Here is a 25950-nt window from a genome sequence, read left to right as displayed (position 1 = left end):
AATCATTATCCAAGCGATAATGGTATTGGCAGCACCCAATGGCTCGGCTGATTAATACACGTGGGTGTAAATTAACCACAGGGTAGCAAAACTACCCGCTAGATGACACACCCAATATTCTACTTAAAGTCAGCGTAAGGTGTCAGTGGTTGCGGTGGCATATCGAGATCACCCTGCCAGCCATCAAACGAGTAACGTAAATAGAGCAACATATGGCTCGGTGTATAATCTTTTGCCTGTTGAATATCAATCCCCGCCCCCGCCGTCCAATGAGAGCTCAAGCGGCGTTCGATAATTGCCCGCAGTGTGTAACCGATACCGGAAGAGGTACTGCCGCTTTCTATCGCCGCTTTATCTGGCAGCGAATCAGGGATCAATCCCTGTAAGGGATAACGTCGCTGATCATCGGTTTTAGTATGGGAAATCGACACGCCCCCCCCCAGTTCCCATGACCAGTTTTCGGTACGCTGGCGGTAATTTATCGGCACCGACAATGACATAGACTCTTGCGGGCTATAATAGCCCCCTTGCCCCAAAGAGTAGCCACTCAAATCCTTCTGATAGTGCAATAACGTGCTACTCAACCCAATGGAGAGCCGGCGGTTATCTTCATTGATCACTTTATAGTAATAACCCGCCATCAAGCGTTGACGCTGGTTATTCTCCACATTTTGTCCGGTGAGTTGATGAGCGCTAACATCCGCCCATACGCCATGATCGCCACCCCGGTCATAACTGCCACTCAAGTAGATTCCTGTTGCCCGCACGCCACCCCAGGTAATACCGGTATTAGGATCACGGGTCCCGCCAAAAGCCAGCAACGAACTGGCCATCGGCCGTCGTGATGCGCCCAACGTCCAGCCAATATTATTCCAGTCACCACTGTAGGCGACACCGCCCACCCAATCGACCACATCAAACCCCAGTGGGGTAGTACCGATATCCGCTTGCCAGTGGTCGTTTTCCCAACCCGCTGCCACACTGGTACCGGTAGCGTCCTGACGTAGATCACTGCTGCAACCTACGGTATTACACGTACCAAAGGTTTCAAAGTGGCTGCCATTATTGGTATCAAAAGTTCCAGCTCCTAACTGCACAATATCGGTACGCAAGAAAGCACGGCCATCATACAGTGGCATATCCACCTGTAGCATGGTGTCGTGTGCCTGAAAATTCGAGATCCCCCCAGTCCCGCTTGAATGCCAGTAGTCATGATCGAGCGTGACCTTAACATCCTGCTGACGATAAAGGTCGGCTGCATCGGAGCGAATGCCACGTTTTAACCAATCGTCGGTGGCATTGCTACGTGTCAAACGCGTGTAACTGTCATTGTCCTCTGGCACCGTTGGCGTGATGCCGCTGGCGACCATCGCCTGCTGGTAATCCAGTTTTGCCGCTTCTGGCCACTGCTGAGTCTGTTCAAGCCGCGCCACATCACGGTATAGCAAGGCTTTCTCCTGCCCGTTTGGCTGTTGCTGGGCAGCCGTTTTCAGCCGCGTAAAAATATCCAGTGCGGTTTGCGGCTCTCCCACCGCCGCCCAGGCATTGGCAACCTGACGCTGAGTATTAATTGAGTCATCGGCTATCGGTGGAGTCGCTTGCAATTTCTGCCGCGCCTGGCTGAGTTTGCCTTGCGCCACATAGGATTCAATTTCACCCAGGCGAGCATCCGGATTATTGGGGTCTCGCTCCAGAACCCATTGATAACTCGCCAGCGCTTCATCATAAGCCTCTCTTTGCTGCGCCCAATCTGCCAGGGTCAGTTTGATGCGACTCTCTGTTGGCTGTTGACTAAGATAGGCCATCGCCGCAGGTTCATTACCGGCGGTACGAAGTTTCTCGGCATGATCCAGCACCGTCTGCATCTGTAACCGTTGCGCCATTTCGCGCATATTATCGTCCCACTGCGCTTGGGGTAACCTGTTCAGATGTGCCAACGCCTGGGTATCGCGATCACTACTCGACAAATAGAGCGCATAGGCATAAATCTGTTGTGGATCATTAGGGTGCTGCTGTACTAAGCGGTGAAACAGCGTATCGGCTGGCTGCTGTTGCCCCATCTGGCGCAGCGCTTGCGCATAGCGGTAAGTCAGCCAGATATCGTCTGGCGCTTTCTGATAGGCTTGCTGATATTTTTCTATCGCCTGTGACCACTGCTGCTGCTGCACCAGCTCATCCGCCTGCTGTTTCAACATGTCCAATTGCAGTTCATCAAAGATGCCACTCACCTTGGTCTGTTGCTCTCGGGGCAGACGATTAAGATAGTCCAACGCCTTTTGCGGAGACTGCCGTTGATAAATATTAACCACCCCCCGTATAGCACTCTCACTCGCCGGGTCCAAACGCAACGCCTGCTGATAATAGCGCTCTGCGCGGCTATCGTCTTTTTCAGCCACCGCCACATCACCCAAGCCAATCAACGCATAATTATCACTCTGATCAATCTGCCGTGCCTGCTGATATTTTTGCTGTGCCAGCGGCAGATTATTGGCTTTCAGTGCCTTGTCACCCTCATCCACCGTTATCCAGTAACGGGTGCTCTTGATCAGGCTCTGCCATTTGTCGCTATTATTGTTACCCTCTACTTTCGCCGCCTGCTCAAACAGGCGCAAAGCTTGTGGCCGGTCACCCGCACGGGAATAAGCCAGCCCCAGAGCACCCAGTACTTCAGCATCATTGGGGCTGCTGGATAACGCCTTTTTCAGCTCCGGGATCGCCGTGCTACTGGCGCCTTTCTCCACCTGCGCCAAACCGGTTACCCGTGCCTGATAGGCAGGGTCCGCCAGCAAGGCCTGTTGCCGGGCTAACTCTGGTTGTGCACTAACCGCCTGCTCACTGCCAGCAAAAACCTCGATAAAGCGTTTTAACACCAGCACACTCTGTGAGCTGACGGGCATTTCTTTGGCTTTCGCCAACCACAAATCGGCAGCGAAAGAACGCCCATTAGGGTCAGCGGCAACTTGCTGCAATAGCTCATAAGCCTGCGCATCCTGCCCTTGGCTAAACTGCATCTGCGCCAACGCCATACGCAGAGTTATATTGTTGGGATATTGCTGGTCCAGTGCCTGTAACTGCTGTATCGCCACGGGTTCCTGGCCGGGTAACCTAGCCACCAGCCGCCAATACTCCGTTGCCAGATCGAGTGTGGGTGGGGGGCCATTAAATAGCTGATCGTATTGGGCTTTGGCTTCCTGCAAATGACCGGCTGTGGCCAACAAACGCGCCTGTTGCAACTTCTGACGCATTTCCGGCTGGGTCATCAATAGGCTGATTTCTGCCTGGTGGTAAACCGCAGATTGTGGTGCCGCCTGTTTCAGTTTAGTCAGCAATTGCTGCGCCAATGCCTGATTACCCTGGCGCAATGCCAAACGTACACGTGCGGCGATCACCTCCGGATTATCCGGCGCCATCAGCTCAAGACGGTAAAGTGACTGACTGACCAAATCATCTTTATTACTCGCTTCGCCGATACGTACCTGCTCCAGCAGCCACTGCTCAGGCGCAACAGTTTCCGCGCTCTGCACCTGCGGCAATAGGGCCAGGCTTAACGGTAATAGGCTCAGCCAGCCTAGTCTGTAGTTACGCATTTGCTGCCCCAAGAGGGTAGAAGTTCACCCTGACGATTAAAACGATAACGTTGTTGATCCCAACCCTGGCCAAACAGAATCAAAGAAGCACTAAAGTAGGCATCACTCGGTAATGGATCCGCTAGACGCTGGCGTTGTTGAGCCAGTACCGCAGGCTGGGTGGCTAACAGCGGGAGTAGCGCGGCAGAGAAGCCAACCGGGCCATAACCCGTGGTTTTACCCGTAGCGGTATCCGTTTCCTCGGGTGGCACACCAAGCTGGGTGGTCATCTGCACCATCGGCTGGAATTGTTTCACTAGTGCCACTTTATGCGGGTCTTCATCTGCCAACATGCCCGCCCAGAGATAAACGCGGATAGCGTTATAACTGCCCATATTGGGATTAACCTCATCCGCTTGCCAACCTTTGTCAGCTTGCCAAATCACCCAATCGGGTGAAAAACCCTGTGGCGCAGTCTCCAACAACAAGCGCTGGTTACTTTTCTTCATCGCTTTCCAGGGCCCATTAAAGCGAGCAAAACGTGCCAGGAGTTGTGGCGGTAAATAACTGGGATTGAGCCGCCAACGTTCTTCAGCGACAAAACCCACCTTGCCCGGTAACAGCATCTTCCCCAAACCGGGAATATCTGCCACCTCTTCACCAGCAACCCGTTGCAGCAGTAACCTGCCCATACGTTGGTAATGATGGTTTTTCCACAAGCGCCCGGCCTCCAGCAGGTCATAAGCCAGCCACAAATCCGCATCCGACGCGGAATTACTATCCAACACCTGCCAATGATTTTGATCGTTCTTCCCCCACAACCAGGCCGGCAGATGGGCCGTCAGGGAGCCAGCAGACAGGTTGTTTTCCGTCCATTTCAGCAGTTTATCGAACGTTGCCCGATCATTAGCCACCAGAGCAAAGAACATGGCGTAGCTTTGCCCTTCTGAGGTAGTCACCAGATTTGGGCTACTGGGATCAATCACCCGCCCATCATCGCTGATATAAAACTGCCGGTATTGCTGCCAGGCCGGCCATTCACAGGCGGTTGCTGTGTTGACGGCACACAGCAGCAATACACCAGACAGCAGACGTTGCAGGCAACCTCCCGTCATGGCCATCAATCCCTATCTTCAGGTGCCAAACGACGACGGCTGAAAGCCCTCAAACCACGCCGCAGCAACAGCGCCACGATGATCACCACAATGGCCGCCATCACAGCCAGCAATATGGGGTGTGTCGACAGGGCATACCAAATGCGCTGCCACCATGGCAAATGGCCCACATAGTAAATATCGCCGACACGTAGACTATTGACGCCCGACTCACGGATCACCGCCACCGAACCCAATACCGCATCACGTTTGCCACTGTCGAGCAGCGCATTGTTTAATAATTCATAACCGCGCGGGCTGTCCGCCAGCAAAGCCACAATGCTACGTTGAGCATGGAACGGGGATTGCACGCCAATAATTGCCGACATGGCACTGGATGAACTAATGGTGGTTTTGCTCTCAGCTGCCACATCACCCTGTTGTATCGCCATCTCTGACAGCGGTAACTGACGTACCGGGCTTTTTACCCAGCTCAAGGTGGCGTCCACCAACAGATTGATTTTGCTGTCATCCCGCAGTTCTGGTGGAATGGTACCAATCAGCAGAATATCGGCATCCTTATCTTTGGCTTGTGACCAGTCATCGGCCAATGTAAAGGCCAATGCCGGGTAACCGGTTTGCGCCCCGATATTGCCTAACGCATTAAGCAATGCACTGACCTGTGCAGGCTGCGGCTGTTTGTTCACCAGTATCAAGGTCTGTGATAAATCAGCCAAACGGCTGAACGGGAAACCGCCATTGGCGAAGGCACGTAAGTCAGGCATGGCAATAAAGTGGTGATGACCAGAAAAGTCGATGGTTGAGTCACCATCGATCACCGCACGGTTCAACACCAACGAATAATTTTCACAACGACCTTCTTCACCACTGGACAACAACGTCAGGTAATCGAAGTCAAAACGCAGTTGATTGGTCGCTCCCAGTTTCAGTGCCGGGATACTGACCTCCTTAGCGTTATCAGTCAGCCCCTGCGATAGTGGTAAACGTAATAGCTGCGAACCCTGTTTGTTTTCGGATAATAGGGGATAGGACTGGACAAATTGGTTATTGATACTGATATCCAGGCGCGAACCATTTTGAAGTGATGGCGGTGTATAGCGATATTTCAGTTGCATCTCAATGCCACTGCTTTGAAGCAGGTACAGGTCAGGTGGCAAACTGAGTGACAGGGTGATTGGCCCTGGCTCAAGGCCAGCAGTCTGAAGCTGAGTTGCAAATTGCTGTAATTCACTGAATTTCACTGGCCGATCCGTTCGCACCCAGTTTGGTGCATCATAAGGCTGACGCGGGAGCAGTTGCTCTACTTTATCCACCGTCAGACTCTGGCCACGAAACAAAATACTGCCCTGAGCAATGCCTTGCGCCGCCGTAATCAAATCATTGTCATCACGCCCCAGTACCAGCAACAATTTCACATAAGGATTATCCGGGTGATTAATCATCTCCACCGTAGGGCCATTCACCGCCGGCAAATCTTTCAAGAAATCCGGGCGCTGTTGATTGGTGGCAAAAACAATCCCGTGCTGATCAGGTAACTGATTAAACAACGTCGGGAATGATTGACCGCGCCACTGCGCCTTGGCACCAAACCAGGAGGCGAGGATCCCGGCAGCACGTTGTTGCGCCAAATCGGGTTGGCTGGCAAAGACCATCGGCAGGGTTAATGGCCGATTATCCCGGCTGTCGAAGAACGGTAGCGGGAAATGAGAAAGCTCATTGTCCAGTGGCAAGGTCTGAAAACGCAGGTTCAGCGAGCTAGCTTGACTCACATCCAACCATAACGAAGTATTCGCCAAATTTTTACAAGAGCCTTGATAACGGCCGAGAAACTCTAAGCGTATACGGTTAAAATCGGTGATATAACGCGGGTCAATAGGCATCTGGATACGATTAGACTTACCCATTTGCTCTTTGGCAATCGCAACAACCCCCATCAACTCATCATTCAGATAGACTTTTACCTGCGACTCCAGCGGAAGCAGTGTAGGAGAAGGGGTAAACTCCAGATCCAGCATCGCCTGTGAAACCACTTCATCACTGCGCACACCAAACTCAATCAGCCCTTCAGGACGAGTCCCTTGTAGGGCAAATGTTCCCGGCGGTGGGGCGACATCGGCAAACAAGAGTTTCGCATCACGGACTGGCACATTGGGTGCAGGTGTGATGGATGCACTCATCGGAATGATGGCCGCATCCCCTACCACCGTCGTGGTGACTGGCGGTTGCTCCGTCAGGGTAGGTGCAGTGACAGTTTCAGCCAGAGACAATGTACTCATGCCTAAGGCCAATGCGGTGAACCAATTTATTTTTTTTGTCATCGTCTCATCATCATCAATGTTGTAGTCAGTTCGCCAAACTCGCGGTTTGGACACACAACCTATGCCACTGTTTCCTGTTCTGCTGCAACCCGACTGCCCTCTACGCCATGAGGAATAAATGACATTATCCACAGAGCCAATGAGGTGAAGCCGACCAAAATTTTGCGAATAACCGGTGGCGCATAATCCGCCATATGCTGATAACCGTGGAGTCCCAATAGCAAAACATCACGCAAACTGCTTGTCGGTTTATCCTCTGGATATTCGTCCTGCCACAGTGTCCAGGTATCAGCACGGGCAAAAGTACACTGAATAAATTCGATATTTTGTTGCGTAGAGAGAGGTAACAGGCGAAAACCGGCATACAGGCCATTAGCTCTGGTCACTACACAAGGGAAAGTGAATTCCTGTTGGCCCCGTTTGAGTAACAATGTGACCGGCTCCTGCTCTTTAAACGGGTCCGACACGCGCATTTTCACCCCGACTCCACCATCCGAATAGTCGTTCAATGTACAAGGGAACAGGTGCCCATCGGCACGGACGACCGCTGCTGGCATACTCAACTCCACCCGGTGTGACTGCCGAACCTGTTTGGCTTCCACCGCTACCGCCATGGCACCACCCAGAATAATGGTGTTATAGACCACCCACACCAAGCTGATAAACACCGTCATCGTCTCGTTGGGTGGGCCGTAAAATAACCGCCAAAGCCCAAATAGCAGACCGGCAAAATTAAACATCACCAGAATCAGATACGGGCGGCTGATCTCCCAATCCACATGGTCATGGTCCACTAACCCGCCTTTAGCCGTCACATTGAATTTACCTTTATGTGGGTTAAACAATGCCACCGTGGTTGGCCGGGCGATATACCAGGCCATCACGGTTTCATAGATTTCACTCCAGAAAGAGTGGCGATATTTCCCCTGAATACGCGAGTTCGTCAGGCTGGCATGAACCATATGGGGGACCACATACAACACAATCATCAATGCCGGCGCAAAAATGATATAGGCATGAAATAACAAAAACGCCAAAGGCGCGGTCAGGAAGATCAAACGTGGGATACCAGACAGGAAATGCAACATCGCGTTGACATAACATAATCGCTGCACCAGCTTCAGCCCTTTGCCTAGCAGCGGGTTGTCCAACCTGAAAATTTGCACCATACCACGGGCCCAACGAATACGTTGGCCAACATGGGCAGACAGGCTTTCTGTCGCCAACCCCGCCGCTTGCGGAATACGAATATAAGCTGAGGTATGCCCACTACGATGCAGGCGCAGTGAGGTATGCGCATCTTCCGTCACGGTTTCAACGGCGATACCGCCGATTTCATCCAAGGCGCTACGTCGTAAGATGGCGCAAGAACCACAGAAAAAAGTGGCATCCCACATGTCGTTACCATCCTGCACTAGACCGTAAAACAGCGTGCCCTCATTGGGTGTCTGGCGAAAACGCCCCAAGTTGCGTTCAAACGGGTCCGGCGAGAAAAAATGGTGTGGCGTTTGTAACATCGCCAACTTTTTATCCTTAAAGAACCACCCCACCGTCAATTGTAGAAATGAACGGGTTGGCACATGATCGCAATCGAAGATGGTGACCAATTCACCGGTGGCATAACGCAAGGCGTGATTGATATTGCCAGCTTTAGCATGTTCATGGGTAGGACGTGCGATGTACTTCACCCCGACCGTCTCGGCAAACTGTTTAAACTCAGGGCGATTGCCGTCATCAAGAATGTAGATATTCAGTTTCTCTTTCGGCCAGTCAATACCTAACGCCGCATAAACAGAAGGTTTGACGACGCTCAAATCTTCGTTGTAGGTGGGGATCATCATATCCACGGTCGGCCAGGTGCTGATATCGTCCGGCATCGCCACCGGTTGGCGGTGTAACGGCCAAATCGTCTGGAAATACCCCAAAACCAGCACTATCCAGGCATAGGTTTCTGCCAGCAGCAGCAGCAGGCCGCAAATCAGGCTGAGGGGGTCATCCCAGTTCAAGGTAGAGGTGTAACGCCACCACATATAACGGCCAGAAACCGTGAGGGATAAGACAATGAGCATCAGGCTGGGGAAACGGCCGGGTACCCGCCGCACCACCATGGCGATACCCCAGAGTAAGAGGACAAACACCAACTGGGTCAAATAATCGAAAGGTTGCGAAATACAGAGTAGGGCTAACAACCCAGCTACCACGCTGGCAAAAATAAACAGCCAGCGCCGTACCGGTTGGCTCAGTCGATTAATACGCTGCGCCGAACGCTCTTCTACCCCAGCAGACTTCAGGTGCCGAGGTAAACGACGCAATCCATTAGCGTAGCGCAGTTTCAACTTACGCCAACCATTAGAAAAATAAGAAACATAACGCCCCATCGTCGAAGGGCTATTACGTATGATTAACAACCACGCCACCTGCAGCAAATAACGCACAATATCTGCCGGGCGTGGCCGGTAAGGGGAAATATGGGGGAACCAATAGGTCCGTGCCGCGCGTATTTTTTGCCAAGCGGGTGATTCAAACCGCAATAACAGCCAGCCTAATGCCACCAGCAACGTGGTAAAAAACGCGCTGAATGCAGATGACCCCGCACGACGATAAGAGCGATAACGCCCTTGCATCCGCTGATAAACCGGCGGCACCAACAACCAGCCCATTACCCGGCTCATTGCGCCGAATCCTGTAGATTAAGCAAACACCAGTTGGCCAGGGTCAACACTTCATCGGCCGCCAGACTTTCTGGCCGATATTCACCCAGTGGTTGCTTCACCGCCAGCGCTTCGGCCAAGGCTTCATCACGATGGATCACCAGCGGTAACAGCCCCTCCAGGGTTTGCAGCCACAACTGATGCAGATCCTGCTGTAACAAGCTGGCTGCGGAGTAACCATTAACCAGAAAACGACAGGCTACTGGCATCGGTTGCTGATAGAGGCGCGCATGACAATTAGCATCGGGACTCATGAGTTGAAATACCGTATCCGCCAGGGCCAACTGTTGTTCAATGACCGGGGTATTCCCGGCAGGTATATCCAGCAGGATCCAGCGATAATGGCCCGAAGCGCGCACTTGCGCTAAAAAGTCTCGCCAGCGCTGCTGCGCTTCAGCTTGTTGTTGAACAATGCTGCGTTGCTCCGCCAAATTCAAACCGCCAAAGGGCAAAAAGTCGAGATTTTCACAGTAACGCATTGCCCCCTGCTGCCACGCCACACCTTCCAGCTCGGCCCGCGCCCAACCACGGTTGAGCTCAACTGGCGTATTAAAGTGCAAACGCAGTAAATTATCCGGCGACAGATCAATCGCCAGCACGGACTCCCCCAACTGTTGCAATGCCCAAGCCAGTGCTGCCGTTATTGACGTTGTACCAATACCACCACGCACCCCTTGCAGCGCAATTACTGGCATAACTCAAGCACTCCCGGTTTTGTTTGCCGACGCTGACAACTCAGACAGTTCTGACAACAATGGCCAGCGAATCATCATTTTTGTTAGTCGCTCCTGGCGTGAAATATCGATATAACTCAATTTCGGCAAAGAAAATGCCCGCCTCAGCGCCTGAAGGTCATCTGGTATGTCTTGCTGAACATTAGCGTATAAAACCGCTAACTCATCATTATTCATCTTGCCGCCTTAAAATAGTCTCACGTTAACTCATCTGAGACAGACTTAAGCCCTGAACCAGTAAGCCATGTGAGAATGGATTACTTTTATTAATCGCTATCCCCCGATGACCAATACGCTACCGACCTCCACAATATATTAAGCTATTCGGCATAAAGCCATACAGACTCTGGCACAATAAGATGAGCATTTTCCATACAATCAAGCAAGGTCACTTATCAATGAATCAGTCTATAATCTTAGACTACTTTTTGGGAGTATATATTGACGGATATCGGATAATGTCGCGGGGAACTCATAGACGTATTATTTTTCGTCTGGGTAACATGCTGTGATGTTTATATCTAATTTCTGCCAGACCAGCCTTGAATCAATGAGATTACAGTCTGAGCGGGCACTTGCACCGCTCAGACTGTTTTTTATTTGCTACGATACAATGATCTGGTGGTTGGCTAACAATGTTGCCAGATCGGTATTCACATCGTTAAAGGTCACTAACAGTGTTGGGCTATAACTTCCTCCAGCACCATCGCGGTCAATACTCAGTAGAGTGTTATTGCCTGAAATGCTCACACTCAGGAAACTACTGATATTATCGCCGCTATCGATAGTAGCAACACCGTTGATATAGTGTGCCTGACCATCTGCATCGGCGGAGTAACCGACCATTAGCTTACTGATATCAATACGGTCAGCGTTGGTGGTCGCTTCATAGGTCCCAACCTTGAAACCGTTAACGACATCGCTACCATTGCCACCGGTACCACTTAAGTTGTCAATGATGTTATACAACAGGGTATCTTTTCCTCCTTGGGTCAAGTTAAAGGTGTCATTACCGCCACGGCCTTCAAACTGGTTATTGGAGGAGTTATCGGTAAAGGTATCATTACCCGATCCCCCCGCCAGCCCTTCGATATTCTTGAAGGTGGCGGTATTGTAACCGGTTGACTGCGCTACCCCGCTGCTCAGGTTAATGGTTAACGCGGTACTGCCCGCCAGTTTATAGTCGACAATATCCATCCCGCCGGTATTGCTCCAGATTTTCTGCTCGGAGATGGTTTCGGTACCGCCACCGCCATTGTAAATATCATTACCCTGGGTAGCGAAGAAGGTATCGTTATAGCCGGTACCGATGATGCCATTGGCAATGTTGGCGTTCGCGACATTGCTACTGGACTCTGCCGTCAGGACATAAGCGCTGTTCGCCTCCCCTGCTTTAAATCCGCCCCAGGTAGTGTTGACATTCTCAATGGTATTTGAGCCCACCGCACTGATACCACCGACATCAGAGGAGACTCCGTTGACATTACCCAGTATAACCAGACTGTAAGTTTCACTGCTGCTCAGGCCATAGAAATCCACCAGCGCCGAACTCTCATTGGTCTGTAGACCAGATTGTGGGTTGATGATCTGTGTTGCCACCACCGCACCGGAAGAGTTAACCAACTGGATGGTGTTGCCATAGAAGGCGTTGATCCCATTGGCATCCAACAAGCGGAAGTGCAGACTGGTCCCGGCAGCTATGGCGTTGGGGTTACTGATATAGCCCGTTGTATTACCAAAGTACAGCAAGTCTTGCGAACCATTCCAGTCCAGATCCAGCGCTAATGCCCCGGTGGTACTTGCGGAGGCGTAGTTGACCAACGCGGTTCTGGTAAAGCTCCCTGCACCGTTATTGGTATACAGATTGATAGGATTCGTCCCGGTACTGTCAAAACGTGGGAGTTCGATAGCATCCATACGCCCGTCACCGTCCCAGTCTACGGCGATTGAAGCCCCCCCAGCCAGAGTATCCCCCAGATAAGTGGTGGCAAAGCCTCCGCTCGTTGCGCTCACCAGCGTACCTGCGTTGTTATACAGAATACGGCTCTCATTCGAGTCGGCGACGCCCCCTGCCGACGTGGTACGTCCGCGCCCCAGGAAGAGGTCAAGATAGCCATCACCGTTAAAGTCGGCCCAGGTCATTGATGAGGTATAACTTGTTAGACTCTCTTCGTTGAAGAACACGTTGTCTATGACCTGAGTACTGGTCAAAGCACCATTACCGCTGTTCTGCACTACCACCAGACGGTAGGCATTATTGCTGGTGGTTGTTTTGGCAGCGGTCAGGTAGTTGGTATCGACGGAACTGTGGTAAACAATATCGATAGTCCCGTCATTGTTGATATCCACGCCAGACAACTCTTTATCCGGCTGCGCGTTCAGGGTATTAGTCGGAGTTGGTGCCCCGGTGTTGGTGTAGACATAGTTGCGATCCTTGACAAAACCACTCAGGGTACCATCGGTGTTCCTGACAAACTGGCTGTCATAACCGCCTCCAGCTTCAGCATCATCCGGTGTATTATCGCCATACACGACATCAACATAACCATCCCCTGTCTTATCGTAGGCCATCACCCCGCCAAACCAAGAATAGCTAATGGCACTATTAGTTCCGCTGCCACCCACCAGTTGGAACCCAGTATAAGTGGTGCCGTTATAGGTCCAGGAGGTTTGGCCATCGGCAAAAGACTGGTCAATGCCGTAGATATCCATATAGCCATCGCGGTTATAGTCCACAAAGGTCACGCTCTGTGTCTGCTGGCCAGCGATAGTGATGGATTGGCTGGCATAGCTGCCTAATGTGCTATTGGTGCTGCCGACACTGTCGTAAACGGTATCGTTGGAGAAGATACGCCAGACACCGTTCTCACCAATGGTCATGGCGGTGGCCTTGTTGCTGGCACTACCGGAACCACCGAAGGTCACGCTGGCAGGGGCGGTGATCACCAACTCGCTAGAGGAGAGATCGTAGCCGGTAATGCTGCCGCTGCTATCAACAATTGCCGTGGAGACCTCATAATTGCCGATTGCCAGAGCGTTACTGTTACTGACTTGCAAATACCAGGTTTGATTCAATGGATCGACCACCACGTCTCCCGTCGCCGAGCTGTAAGTCACACCATTAACCCGTACCTCCAGATAGGATCCCGCAGCCAAGGCGACAGGTAAAATACCGGTGATGATCGGTGTGGTATCGCTGGTGCTTTGGCTATTAACGGTGACCACATCAAACACGGTGACTGGGGTGGCATGCAACAGTTGGTTATTAGCCAGCAAGGTTGGCAGATCTGTGACGACGCCATTGAGGGTCAGTAACGTATTACCGCTGGCGAAGTTACCGGTGCCTTGGGTATCAATTCTGATGATGGTATTGACTCCATCATTACTGACCTGGATATAGTTGGTTAACCCTTGGGAAGCTAGGTCAAGCACATATTTCCCAGTAGTGGCATCCAGATAAACATGAGATGTCCCGGTGTAGTTGGTCAGTAAAGAGGTCAGGTCAATAATATCTGCCGAGGCGCTACTGGTGACATTGCCCACGGTGAAGCCATTGACGGTATCACTGCCATTCCCACCAGTGGCATCGCTACTATTGAGCATATTGTAAACCAGCGTGGTATGTCCCCCACCTGTCACAGTAAAGGTATCATTCCCCCCACGCCCTTCGAAGACATTATCAACACCCGCTGTGGTTCTAGCGGTGAAGTCATCGTTACCACTGCTACCTCGCAAGCTTTCAATACCGGTAAATGTTGCCGTATTGAAGCCGGTATTCTGCGCGGTAGCGGTATTGAGGTTAACGGTGACCCCGGTGCTGCCAGCCAGTTTGAAATCAACGGTATCTTCACCCACCGTTGCACTCCAGACCGGGGCTGCGTAGTGGCCACCGCTCCAACCGCCACCACCGTTATAGGTATCTGTTCCAGCAGTGGCAAAGAAGGTGTCATTATAGCCAGTACCGACAAACACACCGTTTGCGCTGTTACTGCCAGATTCAGCAGAGAGTACGTAGGAATGGGTGGCATCACCCGCAGTGAGACCCGCCCAAGTGGTATTGATATTCTCAACGGTATTGCTGCCGAGGCTTCCCGCACCACCGACATCAGTGGACGTGCCATTAACACTACGAACCAGTACCGCCGTATACGTGTTGCTGGCATTCAGCCCATAGAAATTGACGATCGCCGTACTATCATTGACCATCAACGTTTGCGCGTTAATGATGTGCGAGGCGACCAAGGCACCAGTTTGATCATAGAGCTGAACGGTATTACCGTAGTAAATATTCAAGCCGTTAGGATCAAGGATCCGCAGATGCAAGCTGCTACCGCTGGCAACCGTATTGGTATTCTGGACAAACACCGTGGCACCGCCATTGCGATACAGCAGCAGATCCACGGCACCATCCCAGTTATAGTCCACTGACAGCGCACCATTAAGCGTACCGTAGGTGGTCGCTCCGGTTAGTGATGCCCCAGCTTTAAACAAGCCAGCCCCTTGGTTTTGATACCAGACCGGCGAACCGGTGACCCCATAGGCTGGCAGTTCAATCACATCCATCTTGCCATCGTGATCCCAGTCAATAGCCAGTGATGCGCCACCCTTTAACGTATCAGAGAAGTAGGTGGCAGATCCTCCCGCCGTACCTGCACTGGTCCCAAACACCCCACTACCGTTATTCCAGTAAATACGGCTAGCGTTACTATCGGCAGTATTACTGACATTACGCCCGGTATTCAGGTAAAGATCCATATAACCGTCACCGTTAAAATCGGCCCAGGTCATGGAGATCGGCACACCACTGCTACCCGCTGAAGGCGTGTTGAATACCCCAGCGATGGTGGTCAGAGTGAAGGTGTTGGTTGTGGTCTGGTCATTCATAAAGGTAGTTAACGCGAAGTTACCATTGGCGTTGGTATGTTCAACGATATCCACCTTACCATCGTTGTTCAAATCGACATTGGAGACCTCAGCGTAACCACTGACTGTAGGGATGCCGGTAGGGCGACCCGTTCCATTCATGGCGCTCAGAGTGCCATTGGTATTGGTGGCAAAGGTGATTGAGTCACCAAAGTTATCACCAAAGGCGAAGTCCAAGAAGCCGTCACCGGTCTTGTCATAGGCGACCACCGCACCATAGTAAACCAGACCGGCAGAGAGTGCCGTCCGGCTATAACTAGTGCCATTGGCGGTGCTCCAGAAATTTTGAAACGTAAAATCTGTACTTTCCGCTATGACGCCAGCGTAACCACTTCTCTGATAGTCGGCAAAGGTTCCGCTGGTAATGAAGCCACCTGAGCCAGTAAGTGTAGTCGAGGTATAAGTGGTCAAGTTGGTCGCGTTGTAAATGGCAACATTCAGTGTACCTACCACGGTTTGCAGGAACGACCACTGACCGTTACTGTTCAGGGTGGCTGCTGCTGCACCGGTAACAAAATCAGCGGTGCTGCCCCCCCAAGTGGTATTACTGGTCGTGGCATCGTCGGCAGCCACGACACTCACATCCGTGACGCCAGTCAGACGGGTGCGGTTGCCTGCGTTATCGGTCTGCATAAAGGCAAGATGATAGTTGCCAGACAAACCGCTGGCAGTAATAGACCAACTGCCATCACCTGCAACAGTGGTGGTCGCCAGAATGGTATCAATCCCCTCAGAGTAAATACCATCAGCATTGACGTCGTTGACCAGCGACAATTTGGCACCCGCTTCGCCATTACGACTGTTCGCACTGCTAAAGGTCAATGAGGTATTGGTGGTGATGCGATCGCCAAGCACGCCACTATCATTAGCTGCTGTCAGCACCGGAGCGATAATACTGTCTGTTGGTGCAACCGTATCAACATTCACCAGTTGGCTGGCTGTAGCGCTTGAAACGTTACCTGCAGCATCTATCGCCCGAACCTGATAGGTGACTGCACTGGTCCTGGCAACAGGATCCACATAGCTCCAGGTAAGAGTGGTATTGTTGAAGGTCACATTAGTCCAGGTGGCGCCATTATCACTACTGATCTGTAGAGTTTCTGTGCCTGTCAATGTTCCGCTATAGGTACCACTCACGGTCAGTGCTGTATCGCGAGTAGTAAAATCACTGTCAGTTGCAGTGTTGGTGGTACTGCCGGCTCCGGTGACCAACGCGGAGGTAGTGTCTGTCGTCAATGCCGTGATGGCAATAGCCGTCACAGCTGGTGCGGTGACATCGATCACCACCGTTTGGCTAATACCTGTTGTTGCATTGCCTGCGACATCAATGACTCTGGCTATAAAGCTGTAGGTGCCGGAGGCCAGCGTATTGCCACTATTGTCATAGGCATAAGTGCTACCGCTGACTAAAGTCGCATCATTCCAACTCGATCCCCCATCCAAGCTGATCTGGACCTTCTCACCGCTACTCAGCGTACCGGTCAGCGTTGCAGTAACAACAAGAGACTGATCATTGGTTAAAAAATCACCATTGGTGCCGGAGTCGGTGGTAATCGCACTGATGACCGCACTTGAGGTCGGAATACTGTTATCGATCACCACAGTCTGGCTTGCGCTCTGGCCGATATTGCCCGCCGTATCCACGACTCTGGCCACAACGTTATAGCTGCCGTCAGCCAGGGTATTGGCGGTATTGTTGTAGCTCCAGGTAGTTCCACTGACGTTAGCATCCAGCCAAGTAGTGCCACCATCGAGGCTGATCTGCACTTTATCACCACTGGCGAGGGTAGTCCCTAGGTTGCCACTGAATATCAGGGCATTATCGCTGGTGTTAAAGTCCGTAGTGCTACTACCCGTATCTGTGGAGATACTGCCGATGGTGATGGTTTCGCTAGCACTTGGGGGCGCAGTATCCAGCACCATAACCTGGTTGGCAGTCTCGCCAGCATTGCCTGCCGCATCTACCACCCTGGCTTTCAGATTATAGACACCATCGCTCATGGCATTCAGCGTATTATCATAGCTCCAGGTGGTCCCACTGACGGTTGCCGTGAGCCAAGTTATTCCACCATCCATACTGAATTCAACGCCTTCATCGCTGGCAAGCGCGCTACCCAATACACCGCTGAAGATCAGCGTATTGTCTGCCGTAATAAAGTCGTTACCAATACTGGTATCGCTGTTGATTGCCCCAATGGTGATGGTTTTACTGGCGCTCGGTGCAATGGTGTCGACTATCAAGTTAAAGTCGGCTGACGCGGTGCCACTGTTACCACTGCTGTCAACAATCACCGCATGATAGGTATGGCTACCTTCACTGAGGGTGCCAAGTTGGTAACTCCAGCTACCACCACTTACATTTGCCAGACCCAGCAACGTGCTGCCTTCGTAGATCTCAACAATATCACCCGCTAGCAGACCGCTGACAGTACCGTTAAGTAATGGGGTCGTATCATTGGTGCTTGCGCCGCTGGTAAAATTCCCCTGAGCAGGGAATATATCATCGGAAAAGTCGCTAATGGCAATACTGTTGCCAGTCGTCGGGCCAGAGGCATCAATGATCACAGTTTGGGTAGCAACAGTGCTGCTGTTGCCTGCACTATCCACCACTCTGGCTTCAATGGTGTAACTGCCTTCAGCCAGAGTCGTTGCACTGTTGTCATATTGATAAGTATTGCCACTGACCAGTGAGGCGTTATGCCAGGTGGTACCGCCATCCAATGAGACCTGAACGTTTTCGCCACTCGCCAGTGAGCCCGTAAGGGTCACATTGAACAGCAATGTTTGATCACGGGTAATAAAGTCACTAATACTCGTGCCTGTATCGTCGCTAATACTGGTTATAGCCACAGATGCCGCGGGTTGGGTGCTATCAACCACCACCAGTTGGCTGGCAGTGCTGCCGATGTTACCAGCGACATCTACAACACGAACCTGCACTGTATAGTCACCGTCGCTGAGTGTGGATCCAGTGTTGTCATAGCTCCAAGTGGTGCCGCTGACTGTGGCATTGTGCCAGGTAGTTCCGCCATCAAGAGTGATCTGTACACCCTCTCCAACACCTAGAGCGCTACTCAGTAGCCCACTAAAAGTAAGGGTATTATCAGTCGTAATAAAGTCCCCGATAGCAGCCGTATCAGCGTTGATACTGGTAATGCTGACAACACTGACGGGTGCCAGGGTATCGATCTGTACTATCTCAGTAACGGTCTGCTCAACATTACCAACAGTATCAATAATGCGTGCTTGCACATTGTAGGTACCATCAGCCAATAAATTGGCTGAGTTATCATAACTCCAATTGGTACCAACTGTGACCGCTGTTGACCAAGTCGCCCCATTATCAAAACTGATTTCAACACGCTGATTGGGTTCTAAAGGATCTGTGATAAACCCATTAAAGACCAAATTACCGCTATCGGTCACATAGTCACTATTACTGGTGCCATTATCTGGCACGATCGTTGTGATCTCGATAGAGTTGCCAACAGGTCCGGCACTATCAATTACCATGGTTCTGCTGGTGGTTTGACCGATATTCCCGGCAGTATCAATCACACGCGCGAGAACATCATAATTGCCATCAGGCAAGATATTGGCGGTATTATCGTATGTCCAACTGCTGCCGGTAGTGTTTACCACAAACCAAGTTAAGCCATTATCGAATGAGATCTCTGCACGCTCATTCCCAGCCAAAGGTTGACCTAAGGTACCGTAGAAGAACAACGTATTATCGGCGGTCAAGAAATCGCTACCACTAATACCGGTATCCAACGAAATCTCAGCAATATTAATAGTCGTACTGCTGCTAGGAGCCTGAGTATCTACCGTTATTGACTGGCTGGCGGTTTGCCCAATATTCCCCGCAGCATCAACCACTCTGACCTGAACACCATAGCTACTATCGGCCAAGGTATTGGCGCTGTTATCAAAACTCCAGCTTGTACCACTGACATTGGCATTCAACCAGCTTAAACCACCATCCAGGCTGATCTGAACACCTTCATCGCCCGCCAGTGTTGCACCTAAAGTGCCACTAAAGACCAGCGTATTATCGTTGGTATTAAAGTCACCCACAGTGCCACTATCGGTGGTGATACTATCGATGGAGATAGTGGTCGTTGCCGAAGGTGCAATGGTGTCGACGGTGAAGGTAAATACCCCAGATGTTGTCCCTTCATTGCCCGCAGCATCAGAGATCACCGCATGGTAATTATGGGCACCTTGTGTCAAAGCGCTTAGCTGGTAACTCCAGGAGTTTCCTACCACCACCGCTAATCCCAACAGGGTTACACCCTCATAAATCCGTACAGTATCTCCAGGAGTCAACCCATCAACGCTACCGTTTAATACTGGAGCCGTATCATTGGTGCTCGTGTTACCGTTAAAGGACCCTACTAGTGGGGCATTGGCATCGGTATAGGTTGTGATGGCGATGCTATTACTCGTAGTCGGGGCTGTGGTATCAATAATCAGCGTTTGCGAACTGGCTGAACTGACATTGCCCGCAATATCCGAGACCCGGCTCAATAAGGTGTAAGTGCCTTCTGCCAAGGTCGTTGCGCTGTTATCGAAACTGTAGACACCGCCCCCCATATCGGTTGCTATATTCCAGCTCAAACCATTATCGAGGGAGATTTGTACCACCTCACCACTGCCCAGTGTGCCAATCAGTGTGGTATTGATGACCAAATTCTGAGCGCTGGTAATAAAGTCATTGCTACTATTGGTATCCAACGTGATATCGCTGATGGTTACCGTCGCAGTAGGCGCAATCCGATCGATCACCACCGTCTGGCTTGCTGTCTGACCAATATTGCCCGCCGTATCAATAACTCTGACTTGGACGTTATAACTGCCATCACTCAGCGGATTGGCGGTATTGTCATAGCTCCAATCGGTTCCGCTAACTGATGCGTTAAACCAATTGGTACCATCAATGCTGATCTGCACAGTTTCATCGCTAGCCAAGCTGGCACCCAGGCTGCCATTAAACAACAGGGTACGATCAAGCGTAATAAAGTCGTTATTACTTAACCCCAGATCCAGGCCGATAGTATTAATCGTCACCGTCGCACTGGAAGAAGGGGCCTGAGTATCAATGGTCAGGCTCTGGTTGGCGGTTTGCCCCACATTACCTGCAGCATCAATCACTCTTACCTGAAGCGCATAGCTACCATCAACCAATGAGGTTGCAGTATTGTCGTAACTCCAGGTTGTACCGCTGGCGTCTGCATTAAGCCAGGTATTACCCCCATCCAGACTAATCTGCACAGACTCATCGGTTGCCAACGCATTACCCAACGTTCCGCTGAACATCAGGGTACTGTCATTGGTGAGGAAATCATTGCTACCGCTGCCGGTATCGCTGCTGACGGCATCAAGAGTAATAGTGGTTGCTGCGCTTGGAGCTACCGTATCGACAATGACTGTTTGGTTGGCGCTCTGCCCGATATTGCCAGCAAGATCGATGACACGAACCTGTACATCATAGGTACCGTCGAGCAATGTGCTCGCACTGTTATCATAACTCCAGCTTGTGCCACTGACATTAGCTGTAAACCAGGTTGCTCCATTATCAAGACTGATTTGTACACTTTCATCAGCATTAAGCGCTGCACCCAGGCTACCTTGTAACATGAGCGTATTATCGCTGGTGATAAAGTCACTACCATTTCCAGTATCACTATTAATACTATCAATCGTAATGCTGGTCGCTGGAGCCTGAGTATCGATGATCACCAACCGATCACTGCTGGCACTGGCATTACCTGCAGCATCAACCACTCTGCTCACGAAGGTATATGAACCCGACGCCAAGTTTTCGGCTGAGTTATCAAATGAATACAGATTGCCACTAACGAAACTGGCATCATGCCATGTTACGCCGTTATCCAGTGAGACCTGGACACGTTCCCCAATCCCCAAACTGCCTATCAAGGTGACTTGTACCGTCAAGGCAGAGGCATTGGTTACAAAGTCACTACTACTTTCTCCTGTATCTGTCACTACGGCACTGATTATTGCCGTGGCAGATGGAGGAATAACATCGATGTAACTGGTCACGCCAGGTCCGCTGATATTACCCGCCAGATCAGTAACGGTTGCCGTCACATCCCCTGTGGGTTGAGTAACGGCGCTATTGATCGGCCCATAGCTGCCATTGGCGGCCACCGGTCCGGTGGCGGTGCTGCCATCCGGGAAGGTAATGGTCACGGTGCTGAACGGTTCGGCGGTACCGGACACCGTCAGGGTGCCATCGGGGTTAACCACCACACTCGGCGCGGCTGGCGCCACTGGCGCGGTGCTGTCCACATACGCCGTGACCGCGGATGGACTGTCATTGCCCGCCACATCGGTGGCCAATACGCTGACATCACCGGTGGTTTGCGGCGCAGTGCTGCTGATCGGCCCGTAGCTGCCGTCGGCGGCCACTAGAGCCGTTGCAAGACTGCCATCCGGGAAGGTGATGACCACGGTGCTGTTAGGCTCGGCGGTACCGGAGACACTCAGGGTGCCATCTGGGTTAGCGACCACGCTTGGCGCAGCCGGCGCCACTGGCGCGGTGCTGTCCACATAGGCGGTGATGGCGGACGGGCTGTCATTGCCGGCCACATCGGTGGCCAGCACGCTGACATCACCGGACGTTTGTGGCGCGGTGCTGCTGATCGGCCCATAGCTGCCGTCGGCGGCCACCGGTCCGGTGGCGGTGCTGCCATCCGGGAAGGTGACGGTGATTGTGCTGCCCGGCTCGGCGGTACCGGAGACCGTCAAGGTACCGTCTGGGTTAGCGACCACGCTTGGCGCGGCCGGGGCCACGGGGCCAGTGCTGTCCACATACGCGGTGACCGCGGACGGGCTGTCATTGCCGGCCACATCGGTGGCCAGCACGCTGACATCACCACTGGTTTGCGGCGCGGTGCTGCTGATCGGACCATAGCTGCCATCGGCGGCTACCGGCCCGGTGGCGGTGCTGCCATCCGGGAAGGTGACAGTGACGGTGCTGCCCGGCTCGGCGGTACCGGAGACGCTCAAGGTGCCATCGGCATTCACCAACACACTCGGCGCGGCTGGCGCCACTGGGCCAGTGCTGTCCACATACGCGGTGATCGCAGACGGACTGTCATTGCCGGCCACATCGGTGGCCAGCACGCTGACATCACCGGACGTTTGTGGCGCGGTGCTGCTGATAGGACCGTAGCTGCCGTCGGCGGCCACGGTGGCGCTGCCAGTGCTGCCATCCGGGAAGGTGACGGTGATGGTGCTGTTAGGCTCGGCGGTACCGGAGACCGTCAAGGTGCCATCTGGGTTAGCGACCACGCTTGGCGCGGCTGGCGCGACAGGGGCGGTGCTGTCCACATAGGCGGTGATGGCAGACGAGCTGTCATTGCCGGCCACATCGGTAGCCAGCACGCTGACATCACCGGTGGTTTGCGGCGCGGTGCTGCTGATCGGACCATAGCTGCCATCGGCGGCCACCGGCCCGGTGGCGGTGCTGCCATCCGGGAAGGTGACGGTGATGGTGCTGTTAGGCTCCGCGGTACCGGAGACACTCAAGGTGCCATCGGGGTTAGCGACCACGCTTGGCGCAGCCGGCGCCACGGGGCCAGTGCTGTCCACATAGGCGGTGACCGCGGACGGACTGTCATTGCCCGCCACATCGGTAGCCAGCACGCTGACATCACCGGTGGTTTGCGGCGCGGTGCTGCTGATCGGCCCGTAGCTGCCATCGGCGGCCACCGACCCGGTGGCGGTGCTGCCATCCGGGAAGGTGACGGTGATGGTGCTGCCCGGCTCGGCGGTACCGGAGACACTCAAGGTGCCATCGGGGTTAGCGACCACGCTTGGCGCGGCTGGCGCGACAGGGGCGGTGCTGTCCACATAGGCGGTGATGGCAGACGAGCTGTCATTGCCGGCCACATCGGTAGCCAGCACGCTGACATCACCGGTGGTTTGCGGCGCGGTACTGCTGATAGGACCATAGCTGCCATCGGCGGCCACCGGCCCGGTGGCGGTGCTGCCGTCCGGGAAGGTGACGGTGATGGTGCTGTTAGGCTCCGCGGTACCGGAGACACTCAAGGTGCCATCGGGGTTAGCCACCACGCTTGGCGCAGCCGGCGCCACTGGCGCGGTGCTGTCCACATAGGCGGTGATGGCGGACGGGCTGTCATTGCCGGCCACATCGGTGGCCAGCACGCTGACATCACCACTGGTTTGTGGCGCGGTGCTGCTGATAGGACCGTAGCTGCCATCGGCGGCCACCGACCCGGTGGCGGTGCTGCCATCCGGGAAGGTGACCGTGACGGTGCTGCCCGGCTCGGCGGTACCGGAGACACTCAAGGTGCCATCTGGGTTAGCGACCACGCTTGGCGCAGCCGGGGCCACTGGGCCAGTGCTGTCCACATAGGCGGTGATCGCGGACGGACTGTCATTGCCCGCCACATCGGTGGCCAGCACGCTGACATCACCACTGGTCTGTGGCGCGGTGCTGCTGATAGGACCATAGCTGCCGTCGGCGGCTACCGGCCCGGTGGCGGTGCTGCCATCCGGGAAGGTGACGGTGATGGTGCTGTTAGGCTCGGCAGTACCGGACACCGTCAAGGTACCGTCTGGGTTAGCGACCACGCTTGGCGCAGCCGGCGCCACGGGGCCAGTGCTGTCCACATACGCCGTAATGGCAGACGGACTGTCATTGCCGGCCACATCGGTGGCCAATACGCTGACATCACCACTGGTTTGTGGCGCGGTGCTGCTGATAGGACCGTAGCTGCCGTCGGCCGCCACCGGTCCGGTGGCGGTGCTGCCATCCGGGAAGGTGACCGTGATGGTGCTGTTAGGCTCGGCGGTACCGGAGACACTCAAGGTGCCATCTGGGTTAGCGACCACGCTTGGCGCGGCTGGCGCCACGGGGCCAGTGCTGTCGACATACGCCGTAATGGCAGACGGACTGTCATTGCCCGCCACATCGGTGGCCAGCACGCTGACATCACCGGACGTTTGTGGCGCGGTGCTGCTGATAGGACCGTAGCTGCCGTCGGCGGCCACCGGCCCGGTGGCAGTGCTGCCATCCGGGAAGGTGACGGTGATGGTGCTGTTAGGCTCGGCGGTACCGGAGACACTCAAGGTGCCATCGGCATTCACCAGCACGCTTGGCGCAGCTGGCACCACTGGCGCGGTGCTGTCCACATACGCGGTGACCGCGGACGGGCTGTCATTGCCGGCCACATCGGTGGCCAGCACGCTGACATCACCGGACGTTTGTGGCGCGGTGCTGCTGATCGGACCATAGCTGCCATCGGCGGCCACCGGCCCGGTGGCGGTGCTGCCGTCCGGGAAGGTGACCGTGATGGTGCTGCCAGGCTCCGCGGTACCGGAGACACTCAAGGTGCCATCGGGGTTAGCGACCACGCTTGGCGCAGCTGGCGCCACTGGGCCAGTGCTGTCCACATACGCCGTAATGGCAGACGGACTGTCATTGCCCGCCACATCGGTAGCCAGCACGCTGACATCACCACTGGTTTGTGGCGCGGTGCTGCTGATAGGACCATAGCTGCCATCGGCGGCCACCGACCCGGTGGCGGTGCTGCCGTCCGGGAAGGTGACAGTGACGGTGCTGTTAGGCTCTGCGGTACCGGAGACGCTCAGGGTACCGTCTGGGTTAGCGACCACGCTTGGCGCGGCCGGGGCCACTGGGCCAGTGCTGTCGACATACGCCGTAATGGCAGACGGACTGTCATTGCCCGCCACATCGGTGGCCAGCACGCTGACATCACCACTGGTTTGTGGCGCGGTGCTGCTGATCGGACCATAGCTGCCATCGGCGGCTACCGGCCCGGTGGCGGTGCTGCCATCCGGGAAGGTGACGGTGATGGTGCTGTTAGGCTCGGCAGTACCGGACACCGTCAAGGTACCGTCTGGGTTAGCGACCACGCTTGGCGCAGCCGGCGCCACGGGGCCAGTGCTGTCCACATACGCCGTAATGGCAGACGGACTGTCATTGCCGGCCACATCGGTGGCCAATACGCTGACATCACCACTGGTTTGTGGCGCGGTGCTGCTGATAGGACCGTAGCTGCCGTCGGCCGCCACCGGCCCGGTGGCGGTGCTGCCATCCGGGAAGGTGACCGTGATGGTGCTGTTAGGCTCAGCGGTACCGGAGACCGTCAAGGTGCCATCGGGGTTAGCGACCACGCTTGGCGCGGCCGGCGCCACGGGGCCAGTGCTGTCCACATAGGCGGTGATCGCGGACGGACTGTCATTGCCCGCCACATCGGTGGCCAGCACGCTGACATCACCACTGGTTTGTGGCGCGGTGCTGCTGATAGGACCGTAGCTGCCATCGGCGGCCACCGACCCGGTGGCGGTGCTGCCATCCGGGAAGGTGACCGTGACGGTGCTGCCCGGCTCGGCGGTACCGGAGACACTCAAGGTGCCATCTGGGTTAGCGACCACGCTTGGCGCAGCCGGGGCCACTGGGCCAGTGCTGTCCACATAGGCGGTGATCGCGGACGGACTGTCATTGCCCGCCACATCGGTGGCCAGCACGCTGACATCACCACTGGTTTGCGGCGCGGTGCTGCTGA

Annotated in this window: 7 protein-coding genes; all 7 read right to left on the bottom strand. The window is 54.0% G+C overall.

What is annotated here, in order from left to right:
• Window positions 1-119: 119 nt before the first annotated feature.
• The 7 genes from bcsC to AC2A06_RS14955 all read right to left on the bottom strand — a co-directional run bounded on the left by bcsC (window position 120) and on the right by AC2A06_RS14955 (window position 25912).
• Window positions 120-3587: a cellulose synthase complex outer membrane protein BcsC gene (gene bcsC, locus AC2A06_RS14985; RefSeq protein ID WP_484380803.1), complete on the bottom strand. Its 3468-nt coding sequence runs from the start codon at window positions 3585-3587 to the stop codon at window positions 120-122.
• Window positions 3569-4687 carry a cellulose synthase complex periplasmic endoglucanase BcsZ gene (bcsZ, locus tag AC2A06_RS14980; RefSeq protein WP_484380802.1) on the bottom strand — a complete coding sequence of 373 codons (1119 nt, stop codon included), beginning with the start codon at window positions 4685-4687 and terminating at the stop codon, window positions 3569-3571. The genes bcsC and bcsZ overlap by 19 nt, the downstream gene beginning before the upstream one ends.
• A complete protein-coding gene (gene bcsB / locus AC2A06_RS14975; RefSeq protein ID WP_484380801.1) occupies window positions 4687-6999 on the bottom strand; it encodes a cellulose biosynthesis cyclic di-GMP-binding regulatory protein BcsB in 2313 nt (770 codons plus the stop codon). The genes bcsZ and bcsB overlap by 1 nt, the downstream gene beginning before the upstream one ends.
• Before the next feature lie 59 nt (window positions 7000-7058).
• Window positions 7059-9671, bottom strand: coding sequence for a UDP-forming cellulose synthase catalytic subunit (gene bcsA, locus AC2A06_RS14970; RefSeq protein ID WP_484380800.1), 2613 nt, complete (start codon window positions 9669-9671; stop codon window positions 7059-7061).
• Window positions 9668-10405, bottom strand: coding sequence for a cellulose biosynthesis protein BcsQ (bcsQ, locus tag AC2A06_RS14965; RefSeq protein WP_484380799.1), 738 nt, complete (start codon window positions 10403-10405; stop codon window positions 9668-9670). Before bcsQ ends, bcsA begins: the two co-directional genes overlap by 4 nt.
• Window positions 10406-10408: 3 nt before the next feature.
• A complete protein-coding gene (bcsR, locus tag AC2A06_RS14960) occupies window positions 10409-10621 on the bottom strand; it encodes a cellulose biosynthesis protein BcsR (protein WP_484380798.1) in 213 nt (70 codons plus the stop codon).
• A 426-nt stretch (window positions 10622-11047) separates the two neighbouring features.
• The gene (locus AC2A06_RS14955; protein WP_484380797.1) at window positions 11048-25912 is read right to left on the bottom strand and encodes a beta strand repeat-containing protein; all 14865 of its coding nucleotides are present in this window, start codon (window positions 25910-25912) and stop codon (window positions 11048-11050) included.
• Between the last annotated feature and the right edge of the window lie 38 nt (window positions 25913-25950).

This window comes from Serratia sp. HNCC26DJ244 (assembly GCF_057180565.1).
The sequence above is the reverse complement of the archived record's forward strand: the minus strand, read 5'-3'. Positions and strand labels throughout refer to the sequence as shown.

Excerpts from the sequence above, each read along its gene's own strand:
- bcsA (WP_484380800.1), bottom strand. The coding sequence starts at position 9,671 with ATGAGCCGGGTAATGGGCTGGTTGTTGGTGCCGCCGGTTTATCAGCGG.
- bcsQ (WP_484380799.1), bottom strand. The coding sequence starts at position 10,405 with ATGCCAGTAATTGCGCTGCAAGGGGTGCGTGGTGGTATTGGTACAACG.
- bcsB (WP_484380801.1), bottom strand. The coding sequence starts at position 6,999 with ATGACAAAAAAAATAAATTGGTTCACCGCATTGGCCTTAGGCATGAGT.
- bcsZ (WP_484380802.1), bottom strand. The coding sequence starts at position 4,687 with ATGGCCATGACGGGAGGTTGCCTGCAACGTCTGCTGTCTGGTGTATTG.
- bcsC (WP_484380803.1), bottom strand. The coding sequence starts at position 3,587 with ATGCGTAACTACAGACTAGGCTGGCTGAGCCTATTACCGTTAAGCCTG.
- bcsR (WP_484380798.1), bottom strand. The coding sequence starts at position 10,621 with ATGAATAATGATGAGTTAGCGGTTTTATACGCTAATGTTCAGCAAGAC.